Here is a 26,199-nt window from a genome sequence, read left to right as displayed (position 1 = left end):
GTGCGCATACGGTTCGCGTGCATACGGCTCGTGCGCATACGGTTCGCGTGCATACGGCTCGTGCCAGGGGGCTTGATATGTCATCGCATGGCCTTCCGCTACGGCTCGGATCCTTGGAGGGAACTGCGAGGGACCGATATGGCGGCGCACGATACCGACCGGTTGGGATGTGGTTAAGGTGACCGGAGGTCACGTTTCGAGGTCGTTATCATCCCTGCCGGTGAGTGTGTCGAGCATCACAGGAAGCGACATACCTACCGGTCGGTACCCTGCGGTGGTAGCCGTGAACGACAGGAGGCGCGATGTCCGCGACCAACCGCCGGATCCTTCTGGCAGCCCGCCCCTCGGGCGAGGTCCGACCCGATGACTGGCAGCACGATTCCGTACCCGTCGAGGAACCGGGCCCCGGCCGGTTCGCGGGCCGGACACGCGTCATCTCCCTGGATCCGGCGATGCGCGGCTGGCTGGACGACCGTCCCTCCTATCTGCCGCCGGTGGGCATCGGCGAGGTGATGCGGGCCGGATCGGTCATCGAGGTCACCGCGTCCGAGCACCCCGACTTCCAGCCGGGCGACCATGTGGTCGGTACCTTCGGCGTACAGGAGTACGTGGTCTCCGACGGCAAGGGCGCCATGAAGATCGACACCTCCCTCGCCCCGCCCTCGACGTACCTCGGCGCGCTGGGCATGCCCGGCATGACCGCCTACTTCGGCCTGCTGGACGTCGGGGCGCTGAAGGACGGCGAGACCGTCGTGGTGTCGGGGGCGGCCGGTGCGGTCGGCAGCATCGCCGGGCAGATCGCGAAGGCCAGGGGCTGCCGGGTCGTGGGCATCGCCGGCGGGCCGGAGAAGTGCTCCCTGCTCGTCGACGAACTGGGCTTCGACGCGGCCGTCGACTACCGCGCCGAGGACGTCAGGAAGGCGCTGCGCCGGGAGGCGCCCGACGGCATCGACGTCTACTTCGACAACGTCGGGGGCGACATCCTCGACGCGGCCCTGACGCGGCTGGCGATGCACGCGCGTGTCGTGGTCTGCGGGGCGATCAGCCAGTACAACAACGTCACGCCGGTCAAGGGCCCCTCCAACTACCTCTCGCTGCTGGTGCGCCGCGCCCGCATGGAAGGCTTCGTCGTCTTCGACTACGCACAGCGCTACGCGCAGGCCGCGCGGGACATCTCCGCCTGGATCGAGGCCGGGCGCATCAAGGTCAGGGAACACGTGGTGCGCGGCAGCGTGGACGACTTCCCCGAGACGCTCGCGATGCTCTTCCGCGGGGAGAACGTCGGCAAGCTCGTCCTGGAGCTGGCATGACCGCCGTACGGAGCGCCGCCACCGTTCCCGCGGAACGGACGGACGGCGCCGCCCTGAAGGGCAAGGTGGCCATCGTCACCGGCGGCGCCAGCGGGCTCGGCCGGGCCACGGCGCTGACGCTGGCCGAGGCGGGCGCACACGTGGTCGTCGCGGACCTCGACGCGCGGGGCGGCCGTGAGGTGGCCGACCTGGCCGGCGGCCATTTCCACGCCTGCGACGTCTCCGACCCCGACGCCAACCGCGCGCTGGTGGAGTTCACCCAGGAGCACTGCGGCGGTGTCGACATGGCGTTGCTCAACGCCGGGGTCGCGACCGGATGCGGCGTGGACGAGGACTTCGACCTGGCACGCTACCGCCGGGCGATGGGGGCAAACCTCGACGGCGTCGTCTTCGGCACCCACGCGCTGCTGCCCGCGCTGCGGGCCCGCGGCGGAGGGGTGATCGTGGCGACCGCGTCCCTGGCGGGGCTTGCGGCCGTACCGCTCGATCCCCTCTACGCGGCCAACAAGCACGCGGTCGTGGGACTCGCCCGCTCCCTGGGACCGGCTCTCGCGCCGCACAACGTGCGCTTCAACGCCGTCTGCCCCGGGTTCGCCGAGTCGCGCATCATCGATCCGCTGCGCGACATGCTCGCCGAACAGCGACTGCCGATCATTCCGGCCCAGGTCGTGGCGGACACCGTGCTGCGGATCGTCACCGGCGACGGCACCGGGGAGTGCTGGTTCGTCCAGCCGGGCCGCGACCCCGAGCCGTTCCGGTTCCGCAGCGTTCCGGGCCCGCGCGAGCCCGCCGGCGCCTGAAAACGCTTCAGGGCAGGTCGTGCACCCGCCGGTGCGGCGCGAGCCGGGGCGTCGCGCCGGAGGCACAATGAGGCATGGGCACGACGCACTCCTCCCGGGCGGGCGGCGGGCCGCCGGCGGATCCCGCCGTGCCGCCCAGCGGCCTGATCGACCTGCTCAGCGTCGCCGCGGTGGTGCTGAACGCGCAGGGCCGGGTGGTTCTCTGGAGTCCGCACGCGGAGGAACTGTTCGGCTACACCGCGGCCGAGGCGCTGGGCCGGTACGCGGCCCCGTCGACGGTCCACGAGGAGCACCGGGACGAGGTGATCGAACTCTTCGCCGAGGCCATGGGATCCGGCACCGACTGGGCCGGGGCCTTCCCGATCCGGCACAAGGACGGCAGCACCCGCCGGGTGGAGTTCCGCAACATGCGGCTGCTGGACGAGCTCGGCGACGTCTACGCACTGGGCCTCGCCGCGGACCAGGCCACCTTGGAGCGCGTCGAGCGCGACGCCGCGCTGGCCGTACGCCTGGTCTCCCAGTCCCCGGTCGGACTGGCCATCCTGGGACCGGACCTGCGGTACCTGGCCGTCAATCCGGCCCTCGAACGCATCACCGGCCAGCCCGCCGCCGACCGTATCGGCCGGCCGGTCGGCGAGGTCCTGACCTTCCTGGACACGGACCCCGAGGCGCGTCTGCGCCGGGTCCTGGAGACGGGCGAGTCGGTCGTGGACCGGGACATCGTCTGCCGTCCGCCCGCCGACCCCGACCACGAGCACGCCTGGTCCGTCTCGTACTACCGGCTGGAGGACTCCGGCGGGCGGGTGCTCGGCCTGGCCTACTCCGTCATCGACGTCACCGAGCGCCACCGGGCCGCCGCCGAGGCGGCACGGGCCCGGCAGCGGCTGGCGCTGATCGCCAGGGCCTCCGCCTGCGTCGGGACCACCCTCGACCTGGAGACGACGGCGCGCGAGCTCGCCGACCTGGTCGTCCCGGCCGTGGCCGACGTGGCGGCCGTGGACGTACTCGACAGCGCCCTCGACGGCCGGACCGCGCCGCGCGAGGGCCCGGCCCGCTTCCGCGCCCTCGCCGTGAGCGCCGAGCACCCGACCGAGGCGGTCCACGCGGCCGACCCGCCGGGAGAGCTCGCCTCCTACGACGGCGACCGTCTGATCACCGAGTGCGTACGGACCTGCCGGCCGGTACTGGTGCCCCGCACCACCGCCCGGGACCTGGAGCGCATCGCCCGGCACGGCGAGGCCGCCTCCCTCCTCGCGGCGGCCGGCGTGCACTCCTACCTGGCCGTGCCGCTCGTGGCCCGGGGCGAGGTCCTCGGCGCCCTCGACCTCAAACGCACCCGGAACCCCGCGCCGTTCGACGACGACGACGTCTTCCTCGCCCGGGAGCTGGCTGCCCGCTCCGCCGTCTGCATCGACAACGCCCGCGGCTACCAGGCCCAGCGGCACGCGGCCCTCATCCTCCAGCGCAGTCTGCTTCCCGAGCCCCCCTCGCGGCTGCCCGGCCTGGAGGTCGGCTGCCGCTACCAGCCCGCCGGCGCGATGAGCGAGATCGGCGGCGACTGGTTCGACGCCATACCGTTGCGGGGCGACAGGACCGCCCTGGTCGTCGGGGACGTCATGGGCAGCGGCATCAACGCCGCCGCCACGATGGGCCAGCTCCGCAGCGCCGCACGCGCCTTCGCCGAGCTGGCCCTGCCCCCTGCCGCGGCCCTCCGGCACCTCGACCACCTTTCCGAAGGCGTCGAGCAGACCATCACCACCTGCATCTACTGCGTGTACGACCCGCACCGGGGCCAGTGCGAGATATGCATGGCCGGCCACCTGCCCCCGGCCCTGGTCCGCGCCGGGCAACCCGCACGGCTCCTCGACCTGCCCACCGGCGCGCCGCTGGGCGTCGGCGGGGTGCCCTTCGAGCCCGCGACCATCGCCTTCCGCCCCGGCGACGAACTGGTCCTCTACACCGACGGATTGGTCGAGACCCGGAACGAACCCATCGGCGCCCGCCTGGACGCCCTCCTCGACGCGCTCACCGTGACACACGACGACGGTCTGGAGGACACCTGCGACCGCGTCCTGGAGACCCTGCGCGCACCCGGCGGCGAGGACGACGTCGCCCTCCTCATCGCCCGGGCCCGCCCCTGAGCGACCACCCGGCCCGGCGTCGCCACGACCGCGGCGCCCCCGCCGTGTTCCGGTGGCCGCGCCGCGCGGCGCTCGGCGGGCCGCCGCCCCGGCGCGTCCGCTCAGCGGGGTGCCGCGGCGCCCGTGCCCAGGCGCCCGGGGAGCCGCGCCGCCCGGGGGCGGTGGTCGGGCCGCCAGGTGGACACCAGGGCCGCGGCCAGGAGCAGTTCGGCGATGTCGCCGCCGTAGTACATGATCTCCGCGCCCTGCCGTACCTGGTCGACGGGAGCGTGGACGTGGACGAAGAAGCCGCCGTAGACGGCCTGTGCGAGCAGGGCGTGTGCGGCGACGGCGACGCCCAGGTACACCAGCCGGGTCCGCACACCGGGCCTGGCCGGCGCCGGGTCGGGGCCCGCGATGACGTGGGAGAACAGGCAACCCGACGCCAGGAAGTGCGCGGTCATCAGCCAGTGCCCGGCCGCATGGCTCATGGCGGTGTCGTAGAGCGGGGTGAAGTACAGCAGCGCCAGAGTGCCGGTGCTCAGCGCCAACGCGACGGCGGGACGGGTCAGCACCCGCACGGGCCGACTGTGCAGCACCGCCGTCACACGGCGGGCCCGGGGGGCCGGCAGAGTGCGCAGGAGCAGCGTCACGGGTGCGGCCAGGACGAGCCCCAGGGGCGCGTACATGCCGACGAGCATGTGCTGGGCCATGTGCCCGCGGAAGTCGGTGTGCGCCGCGGGCGCCAGCGGGGGCAGAAGGGCGGTGCCGAGCAGGGCCAGCCCGCCGAGGAAGGCGGCGGACCGCCAGCGGCTCCAGCCCTGGGCGGGATTGCGCCGGCGGGCACGGCGCACCAGGCACAGGTATCCGGCGGCCGACCCGAGCAGGATCAGCACGGTCGGTACGGCCGACGCCGCTCCCGGCAGACCGCCGCCCCCGTGCGGGTGGGTGTGGTGCATGCCGTCCATCAGGCGCGGCCACCGGTCCGCCCGGCGCCGTGCCCGAAGGCCCGGTCGCCGCGCTGGAGCAGGTGGCCGACGAGCAGCAGCAGGGCGCCGAAGACGAGGAACGCCGTGTCCCACCATGCCTGGTGCGGCCCGCCGCGAACGTGGTGGATGCCGAGGATCTGGTGGTCGAGGAGCCCCTCGACCAGGTTGAACAGGCCCCAGCCGGCCAGGATCCAGCCCCACAGGGCCCGTGAGGTCCACACCGCCCGCCGGTCGTGGGTGACCCGGGAGTACAGGATGGCCAGGCCCAGCAGGACGCTGAGCCAGCAGACGGTGTGGAAGACGCCGTCCCACACGGTGTTCATCCTCAGTCCGGAGACCGTGTGGGGGTCGTAGTACTTGACCCCGATGCGGTCGTGGTTGGTGCTGGTCAGCATGTGGTGCCACTGCAGGAGCTGGTGCAGCAGGATGCCGTCGAGGAAGCCCCCGAGGCCCACTCCCAGCACGATGCCCGGCAGCCGAATGGCGCCGGCCGCCGCCGGGGCGGTCCGTGTTCCGTCCGTCGTGGTGGTCACGCCCGTTCTCCGTCCTGCCGCGAGTGCGCTCGAACCTCGCGGACACGGTTCCCCCACCCGGCGCCGCCGTCACCCGGGGGCGTGACACTTGCCCTGATTCAACCGTCCGGAGACACGCCGCCCGCGCCGGGGAGCCGGCGGCGCGCGTCGACCGGACCGGCATCCGCGGAAAGCCCCGTTCACCCGGTAACTCGGGGGAACGGGGCACCACGTCACCGGATCAGCGGCCGAGCAGCCGCTTCACCTTCCGCCCCGCGGCGGACTCGGACAGCGTGTCCCACAGCTTGGCCGAACCCGTGTACGTGTACACGCCCGGGGCCCCCTGCGCCGCACAGCCGTCGCCGTACGAGACGATGCCCGTCTGGTAGACCCCGCGGCGGCCCGGCAGCTTGCGGAACATCGGGCCGCCGCTGTCGCCCTGGCAGGAGTCCCTGCCCTCGACGCCCGCGCAGACGTTGACCTTCTTGTCGTAGCCCGGGTAGGAGGCCTTGCACTCGATGTGCGACACGACGGGGACGTCCACCGCCCGCAGCCGGTCCGGGTAGTCCGGCACCTCGGTGTCGGTGTTGCCCCAGCCGATGACCGTGGCCTTGGAACCCGGGCGGATGAGCGCGTCCGTGCCCGCCGTCGGCAGGTTGACCGGTGCGGTACCGGTGACGGGCTTGTCCAGCATCAGGAACGCGATGTCGTACGCCTCCTGGCCCCGGGCGTAGCGGGGGTGCACGACGATGTCGGTCACGTTGCGCAGGTGGCCCTGGTTCCTCTTGGACAGCACGGTGCGGCCGACGACCGTTTCGAGCTGCTTGGGCCGGGTGTCGACGACGCAGTGCGCGGCCGTCATGACGACGTACGGGTCCAGCAGGCTGCCGCCGCAGAACTGCCGGTCGTGCGGGTTGCCCCGGCCCTTGGCCAGCAGCGCCGCCATGAACGGGTACGAGCCCACGGGCTTCTCGGTGCCGCCGATTACGGGGCTGTCCGGGCGGGCGGGGTGCGCGGGTGCCACCGCGGAGGCCGTCCCGACGGACGTGCCGGCGAGTCCGAGCACCGCGCCGGCGGCGATGACGGCGGACACGGTCCGCCGGGCAGGGGTTCTGTGGGCGCCGGAAAGACGCATGGGGGGTGTCTCCAATCTCCGAGGAAGCCACCACGACGGACACTCCGGAGGCGCTCAACCGGGCCGGGCGACACCGGACCGACCCGTCGGCGGTGGCATGCCGCCCTGTCAGATGTGATCCCCCGGGGCGGGGTTCCCGAAGACGCCGCCGTGTGCGGGAGGGTGCGGTGCCGCGAGGCGACGGTGCCCTTGGTGCACAAGGGCCGGCCGGCCCTGCCCGCCCCGGCCGGCTGTTTCGCGCGCCTGCCGTGTAGGTTCCGCGATTCCGTGGACACTTTCCGAGGGCTTCGAGCCTTCCACGCCGCGATCACGGGGCCCACTGCCCGTCGGTGAGATCACTCGGGTACGGCTTGTTCATGCTCATGCCACAACCCAAGCGAACGCCGGACGTCTGACCGGCGACGTGGCCCAACATCACACCATCGAGCGATGACAAGCCGGATGGAAGATCGCGTACCGCACTCTCACATCCCCAGTACTTCGTATACGGCATCCATGGTGGCTTCTGTCTGGGTCACCATCCTGATGCGATCAGCCCTGGCAGGGGAGCCGAGCTTGTCGAGCACGGCGGCGTAAGTGATCAGTGTGCCTCTCAGGTCGTCCGCGTACTCGTGCGGCGCGTACGCGGCCAACTGCACGAACAGGGCGACCGCTTCCTCCAGCGCGGCCTCGGCCTGCGGCAGCCCGCTGCCCCGGGCGGCCCTCAGTCGGCCCGCTCCCCACAGCGCCTTGGCGATGAAGGGGCGGTAGACAGCCGGGTCGGCCGGAGAGAGGCGGCGCAGGTTCCCGACGACCTCGTCGGCCGCGGTGAGTGCCTCGTCGTACCGCTCACACTTGACCAGCAGGCTGTTGAGCCTGTTCACGGACACGGCGAGATGCGGCAGATGGGCCGCGGGATCCGCTGCGACCAGGCGCCAATAGACGGCCAGCGCCTCGCGCGCGGCCGGCAGCGCCCCGTCCTCCTCGGCCTCGGCCAGCAGACTGCTCAGGTTGACCAGACTCCTGGCGAGGGCCGCCAGGTGGGCCTCGGAGCCGATTCCGGCCAGGCGCCGGTGGATCTCGACCATCTCGCGCAGGGGCACCAGCGTCTCCCGCAAGCGCCCAGCGGCCCGGAGCCGGGTGGCTAACTCCTCCAACAAGGCGATGAGACTGTCGAGTTGGACGTCCGGGTCGGCTTCGGCCAGTCGCCTGCGCACTTCGATCGCCTCCCGCAGGGCGGCCAGCACCTCGGGGCGCCGCGTGCCCCCCAGCAGGGCGCACAGGTTGTCCAGGGTCAGCGCGAAGTCGGGCAGGTGGGCGGCGGGGTCCACATCGGCCAGTCGGCGGCCCACGTCGACCGCTTCCCGTATCACCTGCGACGCCTCGTCCAGACGTCCCAGGCGGGCGAAGACGGCACTCAGGTTGTTCAACGACTTGGCGAGGTCGGGCTCGTGGGCGTCGGGGTTCATCGCGGCCAGCCTGCGGAAGAGCGCCACGGCCTCCTCAAGCGTCGGCACCGCCTCGTCCAGCCATCCGGCGTCGACCTGGTAGCTGCCGAGATTGTCCAGGGCCGCGGCGAGGCCGGGTTCATGGGCACCGGAGTTGGCAGTGACCAGTCGTCTTGAGGTGGTGACGACCTCCTCCAGGGTCAGGGCCGCCTCCTGCGGCAGTCCGAGTTCCCGCAACCACATCGCCCGGTGGCGCAGCGCCCGGGCGAGATCGGGCAGGTAGGCGGAGAGATTCCGCTCCGCGACCAGCTGGAGAAGCTCGATGGCACTGTCGGCCGCCGCCAGCGCGTCCTCCGGCCGCTCCAGGGCGGAGAAGATCATCCCGAGATTGTCCGCCGCGGTGGCGACCGGGACGACGTAACGCTGTCGCGTGGCATCGTCGCCCTGGAGCAGGATGGCCGCCGCCTCCATCGTGACCTGCAGAGCCTCTTGTGGCCGTCGGTGCCGAAGAAGGGCGGAGCCCAGATTGATCAAGGCTCCGGAGAGACCGCTGGGGTCGCTCTCCGGGTCGGCCGCCATCAGTTCCCGCCAGATCGCCGCGGCCTCTTCCGCCACCACCAATTCCTCGGCCTTCCTGCCCACGCCGGGCAGGTAGGCGCTGAGGTTGACCAAAGCTCCTGCCAGGCCTGCCCGGTGGGCCCGAGGATCGGCCGCTGCCAGCGAGCGGAACATAGTGGTGGCACGCTCCGCAGAGGCCACCGCTTTGTCGGCCAGACCGGCATGGGCGTAGCGCGCGGAGAGATGGCTGTGCAGGATCGCCCGGTCGACGGCGGATTCGGTGTCCGCCAGGCGGCGGTCGGTGAGGCGCTCGGCCACCGCGGCGATGCCCGCGTCGAGGTCGATGTGCCGGCTGGCGGGCAGGACCGTGTCGATCGATTCGAGGACCCCGAGCAGGCTGCCGTCCAGCACCTCGCCGTCCGCGATCCTGGCCAGGGCGCCGAGCGCGGCCGAGCCCGCGTCCAGCGCGATCCGGGGATCGGCCTTCACCACCGGGTACAGGTACCCCTCCCCGACGTGCGGCCAGCGGTCCGCCGCCGCCGCGAGGTGGGCGACGGTCCGCGGCGTCCAGGCCGGCACCGCGCCGTCGTCCCCGCGGCGCAGGACCGCGGCGGGAACGGAAGCCGCCCAGTCGTCCGACGGGTACCCGGTGATCGGGCTGCCGGGCAGCATGAGAGCGACGAAGTCCTCTGCCAGGCGATCGGGCAGCAGCGGTTCGAAGGAGTCGACGCGTGCGGGGTCGCCGGGCGGGTAGCAGACGCCGTGGTCCAGGAGGATCCGCTCGGCGGGTGCGTGCGGCATCAGCCGTTCGATGACGCGCCTGGCGGTCCGCCGGTCAGCGGGTCCGATCAAGGTGGCGGCGAACACCGCGCGCGCCATGTCCTTGTCGGGGGTCCGGAAGTCGAGGCCGTGCCGGCCGTTCTCGTACAACTGGCGCCAGTTCTCGTGCTCCCGGTCCAGCAGGTAGACCGTCCGGCCGACCATGTCGGCGGGGGCACGGCGGCCGTGGGCCGCCGCGTCCACCGCCACCAGGGCGGCCATGTGCACCACCAGCGTCACCCCGAAGTCCGGATCGTCCAGGGCATCCGGAGACGTGATCGCCCGGGGTGCGTCGATCTGCGGGTAGTGCCGGGCGAAGCACTCGCACGCCGTGGTGAACATGCGCTGGCGCGCGCTGCCATCGTCGGGCAGCGGCGGCAGGAACTGATCGGACGTGTCGATGAGCTCCCGGAACTGGCCGAGCTTTCCCCGCAGTGCCGGCCATCCGGTCGCCGACCGTCCGATCAGCAGGACCCTCGCCGGGACGGAGTGGCGCAGGATGCGGTTGTGGAGCAGCCAGCTCAGGTCCGCCAGGGGCCAGCGGTCCGCATAGTCGACCAGCAGCAGGATGCCGGTGTGCCCGTCGGGACGCAGGTCCTCGCCGGCTTCTGCCGGCGGGTGGGCGTCGGTGCCGTGCGTCGCGTCGACCACCTTCCAACCCGTGCCCAGGGACGCGGCGGCCAGCAGGTTCGCCAGGCGCGTCTTTCCCTGGCCGCCCTTCCCGTGCAGCCACCGCACCGAGAGACGCGGCCCGGTGTCCCGCCACGTGACCAGCTCCTCCAACTCGGCGGCGCGGCCCGTGAAGTCGACGATCTCCGCGCGTGCGTCGAGCATCCGGCTGGGCTGGGCCCGCAGCCACGGCGACTCCAGGCCCGTCCGCCGACGGTGGCCGAACAGCAGGTACACCGGCCTGCCGTCGCCGAAGACGTGGATGTCCGCGCCGATGCACCCGTAGCCGAAGCCGTTCTCGACGTGCACGACCTGCTGGACACCGGCCGATTCCCCGGACGGCACCTGGGTCATTCGGTGGCCTCGGGCTCGTCGCCCACGACGACCGACGGTGCGGGCGGCGGCTGCGCCGGCCCGTGATGGACGATCACATCGCCGCCGAGCGAGGCGAACACCTGCCCGTGGTCACGGGCGATGTTCGTCTGTCGCTGCTGCCAGACCTGTTGCGCCGACGGCAGTCGCTCCTGGATCTCGCGCACCAGCAGCTGAAGTTCCTCCGCCGCATCGGGATGCTGCCGCAGCAGGGCCGCGAGCTGGAGCCGCCAGACCGGAACCAGGTCCTGACGGACCGCCTCCGCGTTGTCGGAGCTCGCCACCAATGCGGCGTGTCCGTCCAACTGCCCTTCGATGGCGGCTCGTTGGATGTCATCGGCACGGCGGAACAGTCCGGCCATCCGTGCGCGCGCCGTCGACCAGCCGTCGGTGGCCATGGCAGCCACCACCGTTGTCGCCCCGGTCATGGCCAGGGCGGCCACCTCTTCGAACACGACGCTCCCTCGCCATCCGGAATCGGATCCCGCTCCCGCGGCCACTCAACTTATCGGCGCCTACTGTAAGTTGTCCCCCGCCTCGCCCTCCCCTCACTGCGCGACGGCACCGTGGGACGCCACGTCGCCATCGAGCAGGGCGACCGCCAGCGGAGCGAGCTCGGGCCGGGAGAACACCACGGCCGCGAGCCATTCCGGGGTTCTCGTCCGCGTCGCCAGCAGGCGCATGATGTGGCGGCGGCACAGCGCGGGATCGACGGCCACGGCCGCGAGCACCAGCGCCCGCACCTCGCGCTCCTTGTTGGCCAGGCTCCGCGAACCGAGGCTGCCGAAGGCTTCCTCCAGCAGAGCGGCGGCCGCGTCCTGGCCGCCGTCGCGGGCCAGTGCCTCGGCACGGGCGGCGAGCACCGGGATCCGCGGGTTTCGGAGCGCATCGTCCGCGAGATGAAGCATCGCGTCGGCGCGGTCCGGACGGCCTATGCGCGCGGCCACCTCCGCCACGGCCGCCCCTTGCTGCGCCCGTACGCCCTTCGTAGCGTCCGTCCATCCCTCGGCGGCCCGCCGGGCCAGATCCAGGAGGCGGTCGACATGGTCGTCCCTCCCCAGGGCGGCCGCGATCTCCGCGACTCTGAGCAATGCCTGCGCCCTGTTCGGCTCCGTCACCGCCAGCGCCTCGTACTCGGCGCCGCCGAGATCTCCCCCGACCGCGCGCTTCACCGCCGGTCCCGACTGGTCGCTGAACATGTCGGGCATCCGGATCCGGTCGGCGAACCTCCCGGCCCACTCCGGTTCCCCGCTGCGCAGGGCCGCCGACGCCGCAACGGCGGCGGGGTCCTGCTCCAGGCCCCTCCGGGACCTGGAGACCGAGGTCTTGGACACGGACCGGGCCACGGTCAGCAACCGCTCGGCCAGGGCGAAATGGCCCGCCTCGGCGGCTCCGATCGTGGCCTGTTCGAGGGCGAAGACGTAGCTTCTCCCTCCGGCGTGCGAGGCGAACTCCCGGGCGAGGGCGTGGTCTCCGGCGCGTCCGGCACCCCGCCCCAGGATCGCCGCGATGCGGTGCACCGCATCGGCGTCGCCGTTCGAGTTGGCCAGCGCGAACAGGGGTCCCGCCTGGTCGAACCGGCCGTGGTGGGCCACGGCCTCGGCCACTGCCAGGGTCTCCCAGAAATGGCCCGCGCCGGGTGCGCCGAGGTCCCGCAGGATCCGTTCGGCGCGGCCCGGACTCCCGCATCGGGCCAGGGCCACGGCGAGATCGACCCGGCTGTCCGAATGATGGCGCGGACGGTCGATCGAGGCGGCCGCCCGCACGGCGTGTTCCAGATACACCGACGCGGCATCGGAGTTGCCGCCCTCGTGTGCCGCCTCGGCGCAACGTATCAGCGCGGCCAGCCGCGCCTCCGGGTCCACGAGGCCGTCGAGCAGATGCCAGGCCTGAGCGGGGCGGTCGAGCAGCTGGTACAGATGCGCCACGCGGGCGGCCCCCTGCCGGCCCTGCCCGGCCGCCTCTTCCACCAGACGTAGGCAGAGGTCCCGATCGGGCACGCGCGCCGCGGCCTCGGCGAGGGCAAGCACGGCGGAGAACCGTTCCCGGACCGCTCGCAGCACGGCGGCGTCCGTCGCGTCCGGTACGGGAGCGGGCAGCCTGGCCAGCATCTGCTCCGCGACCCGCAGCAGCGCGGCACCGGCCTTGGTCCCCTCCTTGTGGGCGACCCCCCGGGCGAACTCGGCGTACACACGGATCTGCGCACCTGCACCCTGGGGCCGGGGAAAGGCGAGAACGCACCCCTGCGCCCCGCGCACCCGGGCCGAGCGGGCGGCGATGCCGACGAGGGTGTCGTCGCCTCGCCCGCCGGCGCTGTCGGCGAGGCCCTCGGCGGTCCCGAGAATCCGCATGGCGTCGGCGCGGTCGCCGGTCTCCAGGTGGGCCTCGGCCACTGCGGTCAGGGCCACGGCCATGAGATCCGTCCCGGGGCTGGGCGGTGCGACACAGGCGATGTGCTCCGCCTCCCGGAGCAGTTCCAAGGCCGTCGTCCGTGCACCGCAAGCGTGCGCGGTGCGGGCCAGGGCGGCCAGTGAAGGAGCGTTCCAGACTCCGCCGGCCGGATCGTCGAGGGCGATGGCCCGGGCCCGAGCGACGTAGCGGTGGGCGCGCTCGGTGTCCCCCCGGCGTGCGGCCACCTCGGCCATGCCCGTGTACGCCCGGACGGAGTGCCAGATGACCGATGCCAGGCACTCGGCCCAGGACCACTCCCCCTGCTCGGCCCAGGCCACCGGGAGAGCCGGCGGGAAGCCGAAGCTCACATGCCCCGGACGTTCGGTCAGCCGATAGCGGCGCATGGCCAGGACGCACGCCTCGCCCAGGCTGTCCGCCTCCGTCGTGGCCAGGACGTTCAGGACATCGGTGATTTCCTGCCAGGCGGGGGCGGGGTGACCGGCCCGGCGTTGCCACAGCGCGATCCGCTCGGGGGAGGGGAGGGCGGCGAGCGCGGCGATGTCCGCGGCCGCGACGAGCACCGCGGGGTAATGGTCCAGGAGATACGCCGGGGTGTCGTCCGGCCAGGCCCGACGGGCGAACTGTTCGGCCCAGGCGCGCAGAGCGCCGCGATGCCGCTCGGTCTCGGCGTGACCGATCGCGGCGACGGTCTCCCGGCGCAGTGCGTCGTCGGCGAGGTCGAACCGCTCCTGTGACGAGTCCGGGTCGCCACGCGACGCCAGTAGGCCGGAAGGGACCGTTCGCAGCACGGCCCGCGCCTCGTGCGCGTCCATGCCGCCGCCTCGCGCGGCGAGGACCGCTTCGAGGTCGTCCGCGGTCAGGGGGCCGCCGACGGCGAGAGCCCCCAGCAGCGTACGGGCATCACGGTCCGCCAGCACGGTGGCGAGGGGGCTCGCGGACAACCGGACGCGAGGGCAGCGTCGCTCGTCCCGCAGCGGGTGCGACCGGGGTACGGCCTCCGGAATCCGGGGCAGGACGCGGCTGAGGACCAGAACGTGACCGTGGGAGCCCGTCGCGGCGGGCAGCAGGGCCGCGATCGGGGGCGACTCATGGTCCTCGTCGAGGCCGTCCACGAGCAGCAGCAGGTGTCGGCCGCTCGCCTCGGCCCGCGCGCAGGCTCGGGCCCAGAGGCCGTCGAGCGTGCTCGGTCCGGAGAGCGGCGGAGCCGCCTCGCCCAATATCGCCGCGAGCCGGTCGTGGACTTCCTGTCGAAACCGCCTTGTCTGTCCGCCGGAGACGCCCGACGCGAAAAAGGAGACGATGTCGACGTCCCCCGGCGGGTGAGCGGCGAGCCGCTCGGCCAGAGCGGTCTTGCCCGACCCGGGCGGCCCGATAAGCCAGCGGTAGGACTCGTGGGAGCGTGCGAACGCTTGGAGTTCCGCCAGTTCGCCGTCCCGGCCGCGGACGTCGTCCATCAGCTCCCCCTCGCCGGGAGCCCCGGAGGACCACCCTCGTCCCCACGGTGACAGAAAACACTGTCAACGGCCAGGATTAAGAGTACGGCCGGAAGCGGCAGCCCTGATCGCCCGCAAGTCGTCCTCGGAAGGCGGCTGGGCAAGCCGTGCTTTCCCCACGCGGTGGCCGAAGTCCGGCGGCCGTCCCTACGGCGGCGGTCGCCGCTCCGGCTGAGCCGCCTTCAGGTCGGCGAGCAGTTCCGCCTGCCCCGCCAGTACACCGGACAGGATCGCGCGCGCCACCCGGAGCAGCTCCGCCACCTCCGGGCTGGTCAGCGAGTAGTAGACGTTCGACCCCTCCTTGCGCGTACGCACGAGGTTCGCCCGTCGCAGCACGGCCAGCTGCTGGGACAGGTGCGCCGGCTCGATCCCCACCTCGGGCAGCATCTCGGCGACCGCGTGCTCGCGCTCGCTCAGCAGCTCGAGGACGCGGATACGGGCAGGGTGCCCGAGCGTCTTGAAGAACTCGGCCTTCAGCTGGTACAGCGGTGCACTCACCGTGCCGCCTCCTCCTCAGCACGCGACGACGTGACCGGCCGGACCGCTCGGCATCGCATCCACCCACTCCTCCACAACATGCGTCTCATCCTCGCGCGCGGCACCGGCGGACTCCCAATCCGGGGCCGGTCACAGGGGCAGGGTGATCCAGATGCCCTTCCCCCGGCCGTCGGCGTCCGCGCGGACGACCGCGGTACCGCCCAGGCCGAGGGTGAGCTCCATGACGGTGGCCAGACCGCCGCCCCCGGCGCCGGCGAGCGCGCCGTACAGCGGTGGCTGGTACGGGTGGCGGTCGTGCACCGCGAGGACGAGGCAGTCATCGGCGGCGGCGTAGGTGACCGTGACATGGGGTGAGAGGACGGCGGCGTGCCGGACGCTGTTGGTGATCAGCTCGCTCAGGATCAGCAGGGCCGGCCCCACGGTAGGGTGCCGCAGACCTATGCCCCACTCCGCCAGCGCCTGTTCGGCCGTCTCGCGGGCGACGCGGACCGCGGCCGGTTCGGCGGGCAGGGTGAGGACGTGCCGGTGGGGCAGGACCTCCCTGGCCGGGGACGTCATTTCTCCGTCACCGCCATGTGCGCCGGCCTGGCCGGGGCGGCGGGCACGAGGCCCGCCCTCTCCAGGTGGTCGCGCGCTCCGCGGATCGCCTCCGGGGTCGTGGCGTACTCCCCGCCCTCGTGCCGCACGAGATCGAGCGCGCCGACGGAGTCGAGGACCTGCCGCTGTGCGGGCCGCACACCGGAGGTCAGGACGACGATGCCGCGCCGCCGCAGTTTCTCCACGGCGTCCTTGAGGACCAGCGCGCCCGTGGCGTCCACCGTGGACACCCGCGACATGCGCAGGATCACGACCCGTACGTCGGCCACCTCCGTCAGCTCCAGCAGGAAGCGGTGCGCGGCGGCGAAGAACAGCGGGCCGTCGACGCGGTAGGCCACGATGTGCTCGGCCAGCAGCGCGTGCTCCTCGGCGCTGTGGTCGCCGCGGTCGAGCGGCACCTGGTCGAAGCGGGCCTGTCCGGCGATCGCACGCAGGGCCAGGACGCAGGCCACCACCAGGCCGATGACGACGGCGTGGACGAGGTCCAGGGCGAGCGTCGCGACCGCCGTCAGGACGAGGATCACGGCGTCGGAACGGGTGGCCTTCGCCATCGCCCTCAGCGAGCCGACCTCCACCATGCGGACCGCCGTGGCCAGCAGCACGCCCGCCAGCGCCGCGAGCGGGATCGCCGACACCAGCGGCGCGGCCGCGAAGACGATCACGGCCAGGACGGCCGCATGAGTGAGGGCGGCCAGCCGGGAGCCCGCGCCGGTACGGACGTTGACGGCCGTACGGGCGATCGCGCCGGTCGCCGGAACCCCGCCGAACAGCGGGGCGGCGATGTTGGCCAGGCCCTGGCCGAACAGTTCCCGGTCCGGGTCGTGCCGCTGCCCGACCGTCATCGCGTCGGCGGCGGCAGCGGACATCAGCGACTCCAGGGCGGCCAGTGCGGCCACCGCCACCGCCGGGGCGAGCAGCGAGCCGAGCGAGCCGGGGTCGAGGAAGGCGAGGGAGGGCGCGGGCAGCCCGGCGGGCAGATCGCCGATCGGCTCCGCGTCGAGGCCGGCGACCCGGACCACGACCGTGGCGGCGATCACCGCGACGAGGGAGAACGGTACGGCCGGCCGCCACCGGGAACCGGCCAGCATGAGTACGGCCACACAGGCCGCGAGACCGGCGGCGGTGAAGTCCGGCGCCCGCACGAACTCCCCGGCCGCGCGCCAGGCGACGACGAGCACCTTGCCGCCCTCCGGCGCGGGCACGCCGAGCGCGTTCGGCACCTGCTGCAGTGCGATCACCCCGGCGATGCCGAGCGTGAAGCCCTCGGTCACGGACGCCGGCACGTAGCGCATGCCGCGCCCGGCCCGGAGGCCGGCGAGGACGACGAGCATGACGCCGGCCATCAGACCCACGGTGAGGACGGCGGCCGGTCCGTACCGGGCGACGATCGGCACCAGGACCACCGTCATGGCGCCGGTGGGCCCCGACACCTGGAGGCCGGACCCGCCGAACGCGGCGGCGAGCGCGCCGGCCACCACGGCGGTCGCCAGACCCGCCGCGGCGCCCAGCCCGGAGGAGACCCCGAAGCCCAACGCCAGCGGCAGCGCGACGATCGCCACCGTCAGCCCGGCGAGCAGGTCCCGGCGCGGGGCGCGCCGTATCGCCGTCAGGTCGGCGCGGGAGGGCAGCAGCGAGAGGAACCGGGCCCCGATCGCCCGGGCGGAGGGAGTGCTCATCGGGCGGCGGCCCCGGATCCCCGCGGCGGAACGGACACGTGTGAGGCCCTCTCTCTCCCTGACGGCTGACGGCAGCCCTTGCTGACGGGGCCCCGTGGCCGGGGCAGGTGCGGACGCTGTACCCGTGGCTACCGGACGACGGGTACAGCGCACACAGCATCTAACCAATTGCTAAATTTCGCAATTCCTAAATCCCGTCCGTGGCACCCCGGGGAAGGCGTGCCGCCGCCGCTAGGCCCACGAGGCTCAGCACGGCCAGCGTGAGCATCGCCGCGGCGTAGGCGCCGCTGCTCAGTCCGGAGACCAGGATGGTGCCGGCGATGGCCGTCCCGAAGGTGGAGCCGAGATTGGACACGCTGCGCGACAGACCGGAGATCTCCCCCTGCCGGGCCTCCGGGAAGCTCGACTGGACGATGTTCACCGACGGGGTGAGCATCACGCCGAGCCCCAGTCCGATCAGCAGCAGTCCGGGGACGAACGCCCAGGCGGTCGAGTAGGCGCCTGCCAGGACCACCAGGACGACGATGCCGACGACGCACACGCCGAAGCCGGTCATGACGAGCGCGCGCTGCGAGCGCCGCTCGGCCAGACGTCTGGCCGACAGGGACGTGCCGAGCAGGCCCAGCGTGGCCGCGGTGAAGACCACCCCGGTCTGTATCGCGTCGTAGTGGCGGACGACCTGAAGGTAGGCCGCCACGGTGAAGGACGTCCCCATGAGCACGAGCCACTGGACGTTCTGGGTGACGAGCCCCAGGTTGCTGGTGCGGTCGTGGAACAGGCCGAGCGACAGCAGCGGTTCCCGGCCGGACGCCTCCCTGGCGCGCACCCAGTGGAAGAACCACCCGAGCACGGCCGCTCCGGCGGCCAGCAGGACGATCATGAGCCAGATGTCGTTGTCGGCGGCCAGGATGCCCATGACGACGAGCAGGAGACCGGCGGCGGACAGGACCGCCCCGAAGGTGTCGAAGGAGCGGCTGGGATCGGGTGGCAGCGGATCGGCGATGCGCCGGCTGAGCAGGACGATCACCGCGATGACGAGGGCCTGGAAGACGAAGGCCGCGCGCCAGCTGATGGCCGTCGTGATGAGTCCGCCGATCAGCGGACCCGCGGCGGCACCGATGCCGCCCAGCGCCATGATCACGCCGAAGGCGCGGGCGCGGGAGTGCAGGTCCTGGTATAGCAGGGTCGTGAGGATGTAGACGGGCGGGATGAGCAGGGCCGTGCCGACCCCCTCGAGGATCGAGTTGCCGAGGATCAGCACGCCGAGTCCGGGTGAGACCGCGCTCAGCAGGGCGCCGGTCGCGTAGACCACGAGGCCGGTCAGGAAGCACCGCTTGCGGCCGTAACGGTCGGTCAGCTTGCCCCCGGGGATCATCAGCGCGGCCATCACCAGCAGGAACACGGTGATCGCCACCTGTACGCCCTGGACGGTGGTGTCCAGGTCCCGGCTGATGTCGTTGATCATCACGTTCATGTTCGAGCCGGCGAAACTGCAGATGAACTGGGCGAGGGCCAGCGCGGCCAGTGCTCCGCGCTGCCCCGTCGTCTGCTGCCGTACGGCTGCCTTGGTCATGCCGTGCCCTCCCGGGGCGCGCCCTCGGCGGGCACGGTGACGCCGTGGGTCGCCGGGCGGTGGTGGCCGTCGGTCCGCTGCCCGCTGTCCGCCCGGGTCAGTTCCTCGTCCAGTGCCATGGCCGCGGTGACCAGCGCGAGGTGGGTGAACGCCTGCGGGAAGTTGCCGAGCTGCTCCCCCGAGGGGCCGATCTCCTCGGCGAACAGGCCGACGTGGTTGGCGTAGGTGAGCATCTTGTCGAAGGCGTACCGGGCCTGGTTGAGCCTGCCGCTGCGGGCGAGCGCCTCGACGTAGAAGAAGCTGCACAGGTTGAAGGTGCCCTCCGACCCGCGCAGGCCGTCGGGGGACGCGGCGGGGTCGTAGCGGTAGACCAGGCTGTCGCTGACCAGCTCCTCCTCCATTGCGTCGAGGGTGCTGAGCCAGTCCGGGTCGTACGGCGACAGGAAGCCGACCTTCGGCATGAGCAGGAGGGAGGCGTCCAGCACGTCGGCGGCGTAGTGCTGCACGAACGCCTTCCGCTTCTCGTGCCAGCCGTGCTCGGTGATCTGGCGGAAGACCGCGTCACGGGCACCGGTCCAGCGGGCGGTGTCGGCCGGGCGGGAGAAGTCGGTGGCGGCCTTGATGCCGCGGTCGAACGCCACCCAGGTCATGAGCCGGCTGTAGGTGAAGTCCTGCCGGCCGCCACGGGTCTCCCAGATGCCCTCGTCCGGCTGGTCCCAGTGGTCGACCAGCCAGTCCAGGACGTCGGTGAGCGCCTTCCAGCCGCGGATCGCACCGATGTCACCGCCCACGACCAGGGCGTCGGAGGCCTCCCCGTAGATGTCGAGCTGGAGCTGGCCGGCGGCCGCGTTGCCGGCCCGCACCGGATGCGATCGCGCGTAGCCCTCCAGGTGGGGGAGGCTCTCCTCGGTCAGGTGGGGGTCGCCGTCGACGCGGTACATGATCTGCAGGGGGTCGCCCCCGGTGTCGCCCCGGGCCTCGATGCGATCGCGCAGCCAGCGGCGGAAGGCGTGCGCCTCGTTCCGGAAGCCCAGGTCGATCAGTGTCCGGACGGAGAGCGCCGCGTCCCGGATCCAGGTGTAGCGGTAGTCCCAGTTGCGCTCGCCGCCGATCTGTTCGGGCAGCCCCATGGTGGCGGCGGCGACGGGGGCTCCGGTCGGCGCGTACGTGAGCAGCTTGAGGGTGATCGCCGAACGGTTCACCATGTCCTGCCAGCGCCCGTGATAGGTGGACGAGCGCAGCCAGGACAGCCAGAAGGAGCGGCAGGCCTCCAGGTCGTCCACGACCTCCTCCAGGGAGGGGCGCGGCGGGACGGGGGCCCCGCTCTCCGTGCCGGTCAGCACGACCGCGGCCGCCTGGCCGGTACGGAGGGTGAAGCGGGCGGTGACGTCGTCCCCCTCCGCGCGCAGCGGAAGACCGGTGGTGGACTGCAGGCACAGGTCCGTGCCCGGCCCGCGGAACAGCGCGCAGTGCTCGTCGGCCAGGGTGAGCGTGTGTGCGGCGCGCCCGTAGTCGAAACGCGGACGGCAGTCGAGCGCGAAGGGCAGACTGCCCCGGACCACCCGGGCGAGCCTGATCAGGCGGTGCCGGCCGGTGGGCGCGGGGGAGTCGATGGGCACCATGAAGTCGGCCACCTCGCCGACTCCGCCGGGCGCCATGAACCGGGTGACCAGGACGGCGGTGTCCGACAGGTACAGCTGCCGCACCGTCATGCCGTTCCCGGCGGGCAGTTCCACGGCGAGACGGCAGTGCCCGCCGCGTGCGGCGTCCAGCAGCGAGGCGAAGACACTGGGGGAGTCGAAGCGGGGCGTGCACCACCAGTCGACGACTCCGCCGGAGGACACCAGGGCGGCCGTCTGCAGGTCGCCGACCATGCCGTGGGCGGCGATGGGCGGGTAGTCGTTCACGGGAGCTCCTCCGACGCGCGGACGCGCCCTTCGGCACGCGGCCGGGCCGCCCGGCACGCCCCCAGCGTCCGCTCCGCCTCCCGCCGTGGCCTCACCCGGCGCGGGTGAACCGGTCGCCCCGTGCCCGCTCGCCCCGCCGCCCCGCCCCCTCCAGGGCATTGTCATGGGCCCTTCCGTCCTGCCGCGCGCGCCGACGGCGGAGGTGTCATGGTGATGGTGGGGGAGCACTGCAGGTGGTGAAACGTTGTGGAAACGAGCGACGAGATCCCACAGGCCCGCGCCGTCCCGAACGCCGATCCGCTCGGCGACCCGTTCCTGCGGACGCGGTTCGCCCTGCCGACGAGACCCGGGACCTTCCTGCGTCGCGAACGACTGGTCGAACACCTCGACCGGTCGTCGCGGACGCCGCTGGTGATGATCGACGGAGCCGCCGGTGCGGGCAAGACCCTGCTGGTCGCCGACTGGGCCGCGGGCCTCGGGCAGCCGGTCGCCTGGCTCACCCTCGACGCGGCGATCCAGGGGCCGGGCATGTTCTGGGCCCATGTGCTCCAGGCCCTGCGCGCCGTCGGCGTGGAGCTGCCCGCGGGCATAGGCTCTCCCGCCGACGGGAGCCGGGTGGACCACACCCTGCTGAGCCGGCTCGCCGCGCGGCTCAGCAACGGCGGGAGCACCGTGACCCTGGTGCTCGACGACTACGACCGCGCCACCGCGGACATCTCCGACCAGCTGGCGTTCGTCCTGCAGCACGCCCGGCCGGGGCTGCGCCTGGTCCTGGTCAGCCGCACCGAACCGCTGCTGCCGCTGCACCGGTACCGGGCGGCCGGCGAGATCACCGAGATCAGGGACGCCGAACTGGCCTTCACGCCCGAGGAGACCGCCGCCCTGCTCGAGCTGCACGGCCTGTGCCTGACCGTGCCCGCGGCGCGCGACCTGGTGGAGCGCACCCGGGGCTGGGCGGCCGGCCTGCGGCTGTGCGCCCTGGCCGCGGGGCAGAGCCCGGATCCGCAGGTCTACCTGAAGGAGTTCGAGGCGGGGCACAGCACCATCGCCGACTTCCTGCTGGCCGAAGTACTCAGGCGGCAGGAACCCCAGACCCAGGACCTCCTGCTGCGCGTCAGCGTCCTGGAACGCTTCTGCGCCGACCTGGCTAACGAACTGACCGGACGGGCCGACGCCGAGCCCATCCTGGCCGGGCTGCACCGCGAGAACGCGTTCGTGGAGGACCTGGGGCACGCCTGGTACCGCCTCCACCCGCTGTTCCGGGAGATCCTCCGCGTCCACCTGCGCGAGCGCTGCCCCGGACTGGAACCGGAACTGCACCGGCGGGCCGCGCACTGGCTGCGGCGGTCCGGGGCGCTGCCGGAGATGCTCACCCACGGCGCCGCCGCCGGCGACTGGGAGTTCACCGCCCGCGCCCTGGTCGACGACCTGGCGATCGGACAGCTCTTCACCGGCGTGCGCTCCGACGACCTGACGGAACTGTTCGCCGGCATGGAGCCCGGAACGACGAGCAGCGCCACGAACCTCGTGCGGGCCGCGCGCGACCTGGCCCGCCACGACCTCGACCACGGCCTGGCCCACCTGCGCCACGCGGAGCGGCAGCTCGGGGACGACGACCACGACCCGGCCGCGGCCCAGCTGAGCTGCGCCCTGCTGGAGGCCCTCGCCGCTCGCCTCTCCGGATCCCCCCGGCGGGCGGAACAGGCCGCGCGGGCGGCCAGGGAACTGGAGCGGGAGGTGCCCGCCCGACTGCTCGACCAGCACCCGGAGCTGCCCGCCCTGCTGCTCACCCACGTCGGCTCGACGCGGGTGTGGGCCGGTGAGTTCGAGGAGGCGCGCGCCGCGCTGACGGCGGTGGCCGGCGGCCGGGACGGCGCCGCCACGGTGGTCCCGCGTCAGGAGTCCCTCGGGCACCTGGCGCTGATCGACTACCTCGACGGCTGGCCGGGCAGGGCGGAGCGCAACGCCTTCGCCGCGATGTCGGAGTCGGACCGCTTCGGCCTGCCCCGGCTCTCCGGATCCGGTCTCGGACGGACGGTCCTTGCCGCGGTGGCCGTCGAACGCGGTGAACTGCGCCGCGCGCAGGGGCTGATCGACCAGACGCCCGGGTCCGCGGCGCGGGACCCGGTGACGGCGGCCGCCAGGTCCATCGCCCTGGCCCGGCTGCTCCTGGCCCGGGGCAGGGCGCGCGCCGCGGCCGAGGCGGCGCGGGCCGCGGTGGCCACCGACGTCGCGTCACCCTGGGCACAGGGCCAGGCCGCGCTCGTCGCCTCGGCCGCCCACCTGGCCGAGGGCCGCCCGGACGCCGCCGCCGAGGTGGTGCGGGACGCGGCCGCCGAACAACCTGCGTGCGCCGTCGCCGAGGCGCGCGCGCACCTCGCGGGGGGCGACCGGTGGACGGCCCTGAAGGTCCTCGACGCGATGACCGCCGACCGACGGGTCGGCCCCGCGGTCCGCGTCCGCGCCGTGCTCGTGCGGGCGGAGGCCGCGCACGCGCAAGGGGACCGGGCCGCCGCCCGCCGGCTGCTCGCCGACGCCCTGCTGGACGCCCGCCGCGACGCCCTGCGCCGCCCGTTCCGGGAAGCCGGGCCGTGGGTGGGGCCGTTCCTGTCGGCGCCGCCGTTGCGGGATCTGGCGGCGGGCTGGCTCACCCCGGGCACCGCGGCGCCCGGCCCCGAGGCCGAGGCGGCGCCCGTGCTCGTGGAGCAGCTGAGCGGGCGGGAGCGCGACGTGCTGACGCGGCTCGCCCAGATGATGTCGACCGAGGAGATCGCCGCCGACCTGTTCGTGTCGGTGAACACGGTGAAGACCCACATCAAGAGCGTCTACCGGAAACTGGCGGTGAACCGCAGGCACGACGCGGTGCGACGGGCACGCGGGCTGGGACTGCTGTGACCGTGACCCCGCAACGCGACCACGCGGCCGCGCGCGAGCAGCGGCGCGCGCGCCGGCGCGACCGGCGGGCCCACGCCGACTACACCGGCGGCGTCTACGGCTCCATGCTCGCCGCCTCCGTGGTCATCGGAGCCGGCACGCTGGGTTCCTTCCCCCGCCTGGAGCTGGCCCTGCTGCTCCTCCTCAGCGGCGTGGCCTTCTGGGTGGCGCACGTGCACGCCCAGCTGTTCGGCGCCCGCCTGGCGCAGCAGTCCCTCGACCGGCACGTCGTGCTGCACGTGTGCCGGGACGAGTGGCCCATCGTCAAGGCGGCCGTCCCGCCCGCCCTGGCCGTGGTCGTCAGCCCGCTGCTGGTGCCGGACGTGGCGGGAGCCGTGTGGCTGGCCCTTGCCGTGGCGGTGACCGGACAGGTGGGGTGGTCGGTGGCGGCGGCCCGGCGGGCCGGTGCCTCGGCTTCCCAGATGGTCCTGACCGCGTCGGTCAACCTGGTCCTCGGCCTGCTGATCATCTCCTTCAAGATCTTCCTCAAACACTGACACGGGTGGCGCGAAGGCCCGGCAGGTCACCTGCGCCGGGTGAGGTCCGAGGCCCTCGACGGGCAGGACGATGACTGAGGCAGAGCACCATGGAACTGCCATCGGCTGTCGGCGGGAGAGCGGCACATGCGCTACGAGATCCGCGTCGAGGGACATGTCTCGGAGACCCTGGCCAAGGTCTTTCCGGAGCTGGACCACGTGGTCGTCGCAGGCCAGACGCTGCTCTTCGGCCCCGTGGTCGACGAGGCCCACCTGTACGGGCTGCTGGCCCGCTTCAGGTCGGTGGGGCTCCGGGTCGTCGAGATGAGGCAGCTGCCCGAATAGCCCCGAGGCGGCTACCCGAACGGCCCCCGGCGATCCCCCTCGCCCCCTGCCCCCTGCCCCCTGCACCCCTTGCCCCCTGCCCGTGCCGGCTCGTCAGAGGGCGGTCGCACGCACCCTGCCCGAGCGGACGGCCGCGTCCAGCGCGCGGGCGTCCCGCTCGTTCTGGTCGGCGTACGCCTGCGCGAACCCCACCAGAGCGCGGTCGAAGCGATCGCTGCCGCCCAGGTAGGAGGCGAGGGCGACGGGGTCGCCGGAGCGGGCGTGGGCACGGGCGAGGCTCGCCCCGCACAGGTGACCGAACAGGCGGAGCATGCGCGGGTCCCAGCTGTCCGGCCGGGCGATGCCCTTCCAGTCCAGCAGCTGGCGCACGTAGAAGTCCCGGCCGCGGCCGTCGAGGCCCACCGCGTGGGTCCAGCCCAGGAAGATGTCGCTCGTCGTCTGGATCAGCCGCTGCCCGGCCACCACCCGGCGCCCCTGGTTGTCGTAGGAGCGGCCGCCGGTGTACGCGGCCAGTACGGACTCCTGCGCCTCCTTGGCCTGCAGCAGCAGCGGATCGTCGTCCCCGCCGCCGAGCAGGAGCACGATCCAGCAGCGCATCCCCACACTGCCGACCCCCACCACCTTGCGCGCCGTGTCCACCAGGCGGTAGCGGCGCAGCAGGTGCCGGCGCTCGGAGGACAGGGTGCGCGCGTAGTCCGCCACGACGGCGCCCACGTCGTACTCCTGGGCGCCCCCGGACGCGTCGGTCAGCAGGTCACGGAGCGGCGTGATGAGCGGCGGATCGGGAGTGATCCGCCGCCCATCGGCCGTGACCCGGGTGAGTTTCCCGTAGGCCTGGAGGTGGGTGCGGGTCCTGGCCCGTGCCGTGGCCTCCGCGGTCCGGCGCCGGGCCTCCTTGGTCATCGACGAGGCCAGCAGCTCGCGCATCCGGTCGGCGTCGTCCTGCGCGTACCAGATGTCCAGGGTGCGCATGCCGGCGAACTCCCGCATCCGCGTGCGGTACGACCGGACGCACTCCAGCACGGCCTTGTCCTGCTGCGCCGTGGAGAACCCGTTGTGCCGGCCCGCGATCGCCAGACTGGCCGCGAGCCGCTTGACGTCCCACTCGAACGGGCCGGCCAGGGTCTCGTCGAAGTCGTTGATGTCGAAGACCAGGTGCCTCTCGGGCGACGCCAGCAGCCGGAAGTTCAGCAGGTGGGCGTCTCCGCAGAGCTGCACCGTCAGACCGGTGCTGGGCAGCTGGCCGAGGTCCGCGGCCATGACGGCGGCGGCACCGCGGTAGAAGCGGAACGGCGACTCGAGCATGCGGGCGTAGCGCAGCGGCACCAGCTCGGGGACGCGCGTGGCGGACTGGCGCTCCAGCACGTCCACCGGGTCGGGGCGCCCCTGCGCCGCCTCGAACCAGCCGTGACAGGAACGGGAGGCGCGCCTGCGGGCGTCCCTGCCGTACACCGCTCGTTCGCCGCGCGTCAGCGCGGCGTCCGGGGTCGTCGATGCCGTCATGAGTCGCCCTCCGCTTCTCCGTGCGAGACCCGGGGCCTCTCGTCCGGTCCAGCCCACCGTGGCGCCACCGTCCG

General features: G+C 73.2%; 18 protein-coding genes. 6 read left to right on the top strand and 12 right to left on the bottom strand.

Features of this window, described 5'->3' with window-relative positions; translation table 11 throughout:
* Positions 1-302: 302 nt before the first annotated feature.
* The 3 genes from IE177_RS09205 to IE177_RS09195 all read left to right on the top strand — a co-directional run bounded on the left by IE177_RS09205 (position 303) and on the right by IE177_RS09195 (position 4,251).
* The gene (locus IE177_RS09205) at positions 303-1,310 is read left to right on the top strand and encodes an NADP-dependent oxidoreductase (protein ID WP_190014624.1); all 1,008 of its coding nucleotides are present in this window, start codon (positions 303-305) and stop codon (positions 1,308-1,310) included.
* On the top strand, positions 1,307-2,110 hold the full coding sequence (locus IE177_RS09200; RefSeq protein WP_190014621.1) for an SDR family NAD(P)-dependent oxidoreductase: 804 nt from the start codon (positions 1,307-1,309) through the stop codon (positions 2,108-2,110). Before IE177_RS09205 ends, IE177_RS09200 begins: the two co-directional genes overlap by 4 nt.
* A gap of 74 nt (positions 2,111-2,184) precedes the next feature.
* Positions 2,185-4,251, top strand: a complete 2,067-nt coding sequence (locus tag IE177_RS09195) for a SpoIIE family protein phosphatase (protein WP_190014620.1) — start codon at positions 2,185-2,187, stop codon at positions 4,249-4,251.
* A gap of 101 nt (positions 4,252-4,352) precedes the next feature.
* Here IE177_RS09195 and IE177_RS09190 read toward each other — a convergent pair whose 3' ends face one another.
* The 11 genes from IE177_RS09190 to IE177_RS09140 all read right to left on the bottom strand — a co-directional run bounded on the left by IE177_RS09190 (position 4,353) and on the right by IE177_RS09140 (position 20,867).
* Complete coding sequence (locus IE177_RS09190) at positions 4,353-5,198, bottom strand: cytochrome c oxidase assembly protein (protein WP_190014618.1); 846 nt, start codon at positions 5,196-5,198, stop codon at positions 4,353-4,355.
* Entirely contained in the window at positions 5,198-5,752 is a 555-nt protein-coding gene (locus IE177_RS09185; protein ID WP_190014616.1) for a DUF2243 domain-containing protein, read from the bottom strand. The genes IE177_RS09190 and IE177_RS09185 overlap by 1 nt, the downstream gene beginning before the upstream one ends.
* A 220-nt stretch (positions 5,753-5,972) precedes the next feature.
* Positions 5,973-6,866, bottom strand: coding sequence for a S1 family peptidase (locus tag IE177_RS09180; RefSeq protein ID WP_190014614.1), 894 nt, complete (start codon positions 6,864-6,866; stop codon positions 5,973-5,975).
* 464 nt (positions 6,867-7,330) lie between these two features.
* Positions 7,331-10,693: a tetratricopeptide repeat protein gene (locus tag IE177_RS09175; RefSeq protein ID WP_190014613.1), complete on the bottom strand. Its 3,363-nt coding sequence runs from the start codon at positions 10,691-10,693 to the stop codon at positions 7,331-7,333.
* Positions 10,690-11,166, bottom strand: a complete 477-nt coding sequence (locus IE177_RS09170) for a hypothetical protein (protein ID WP_190014611.1) — start codon at positions 11,164-11,166, stop codon at positions 10,690-10,692. Before IE177_RS09170 ends, IE177_RS09175 begins: the two co-directional genes overlap by 4 nt.
* Positions 11,167-11,259: 93 nt before the next feature.
* Positions 11,260-14,577, bottom strand: a complete 3,318-nt coding sequence (locus tag IE177_RS09165; RefSeq protein WP_190014608.1) for a P-loop NTPase family protein — start codon at positions 14,575-14,577, stop codon at positions 11,260-11,262.
* A 186-nt stretch (positions 14,578-14,763) separates the two neighbouring features.
* A complete protein-coding gene (locus IE177_RS09160) occupies positions 14,764-15,114 on the bottom strand; it encodes an ArsR/SmtB family transcription factor (protein WP_190014606.1) in 351 nt (116 codons plus the stop codon).
* A gap of 129 nt (positions 15,115-15,243) precedes the next feature.
* Complete coding sequence (locus IE177_RS09155; protein WP_190014604.1) at positions 15,244-15,672, bottom strand: ATP-binding protein; 429 nt, start codon at positions 15,670-15,672, stop codon at positions 15,244-15,246.
* A complete protein-coding gene (locus IE177_RS09150) occupies positions 15,669-17,387 on the bottom strand; it encodes a SulP family inorganic anion transporter (RefSeq protein WP_190014602.1) in 1,719 nt (572 codons plus the stop codon). The genes IE177_RS09155 and IE177_RS09150 overlap by 4 nt, the downstream gene beginning before the upstream one ends.
* A 187-nt stretch (positions 17,388-17,574) precedes the next feature.
* On the bottom strand, positions 17,575-18,960 hold the full coding sequence (locus IE177_RS09145) for an MFS transporter (RefSeq protein WP_190014600.1): 1,386 nt from the start codon (positions 18,958-18,960) through the stop codon (positions 17,575-17,577).
* Positions 18,957-20,867: a glycoside hydrolase family 15 protein gene (locus tag IE177_RS09140; RefSeq protein ID WP_190014598.1), complete on the bottom strand. Its 1,911-nt coding sequence runs from the start codon at positions 20,865-20,867 to the stop codon at positions 18,957-18,959. The genes IE177_RS09145 and IE177_RS09140 overlap by 4 nt, the downstream gene beginning before the upstream one ends.
* A gap of 246 nt (positions 20,868-21,113) precedes the next feature.
* Here IE177_RS09140 and IE177_RS09135 point away from each other — a divergent pair, with 246 nt between their 5' ends.
* The 3 genes from IE177_RS09135 (at position 21,114) to IE177_RS09125 (ending at position 24,622) form a co-directional block, all read left to right on the top strand.
* Positions 21,114-23,762, top strand: coding sequence for a winged helix-turn-helix domain-containing protein (locus tag IE177_RS09135; protein ID WP_190014596.1), 2,649 nt, complete (start codon positions 21,114-21,116; stop codon positions 23,760-23,762).
* Between the two features lie 2 nt (positions 23,763-23,764).
* Positions 23,765-24,298, top strand: a complete 534-nt coding sequence (locus IE177_RS09130) for a hypothetical protein (RefSeq protein ID WP_190014594.1) — start codon at positions 23,765-23,767, stop codon at positions 24,296-24,298.
* A 126-nt stretch (positions 24,299-24,424) separates the two neighbouring features.
* Positions 24,425-24,622, top strand: a complete 198-nt coding sequence (locus IE177_RS09125; RefSeq protein ID WP_190014592.1) for a DUF8691 family protein — start codon at positions 24,425-24,427, stop codon at positions 24,620-24,622.
* Positions 24,623-24,715: 93 nt separating this feature from the next.
* On the opposite strand, the gene IE177_RS09120 is transcribed toward IE177_RS09125, so the two are convergent.
* Positions 24,716-26,125: a DUF2252 domain-containing protein gene (locus IE177_RS09120; protein ID WP_190014590.1), complete on the bottom strand. Its 1,410-nt coding sequence runs from the start codon at positions 26,123-26,125 to the stop codon at positions 24,716-24,718.
* Positions 26,126-26,199 lie beyond the last annotated feature (74 nt).

The sequence above is a fragment of the Streptomyces lucensis JCM 4490 genome, assembly GCF_014650035.1.
Classification (GTDB): Bacteria; Actinomycetota; Actinomycetes; order Streptomycetales; family Streptomycetaceae; genus Streptomyces; species Streptomyces lucensis.
Note: the sequence above shows the minus strand (reverse complement) of the source record. Positions and strands in the feature narration are given on the sequence as shown.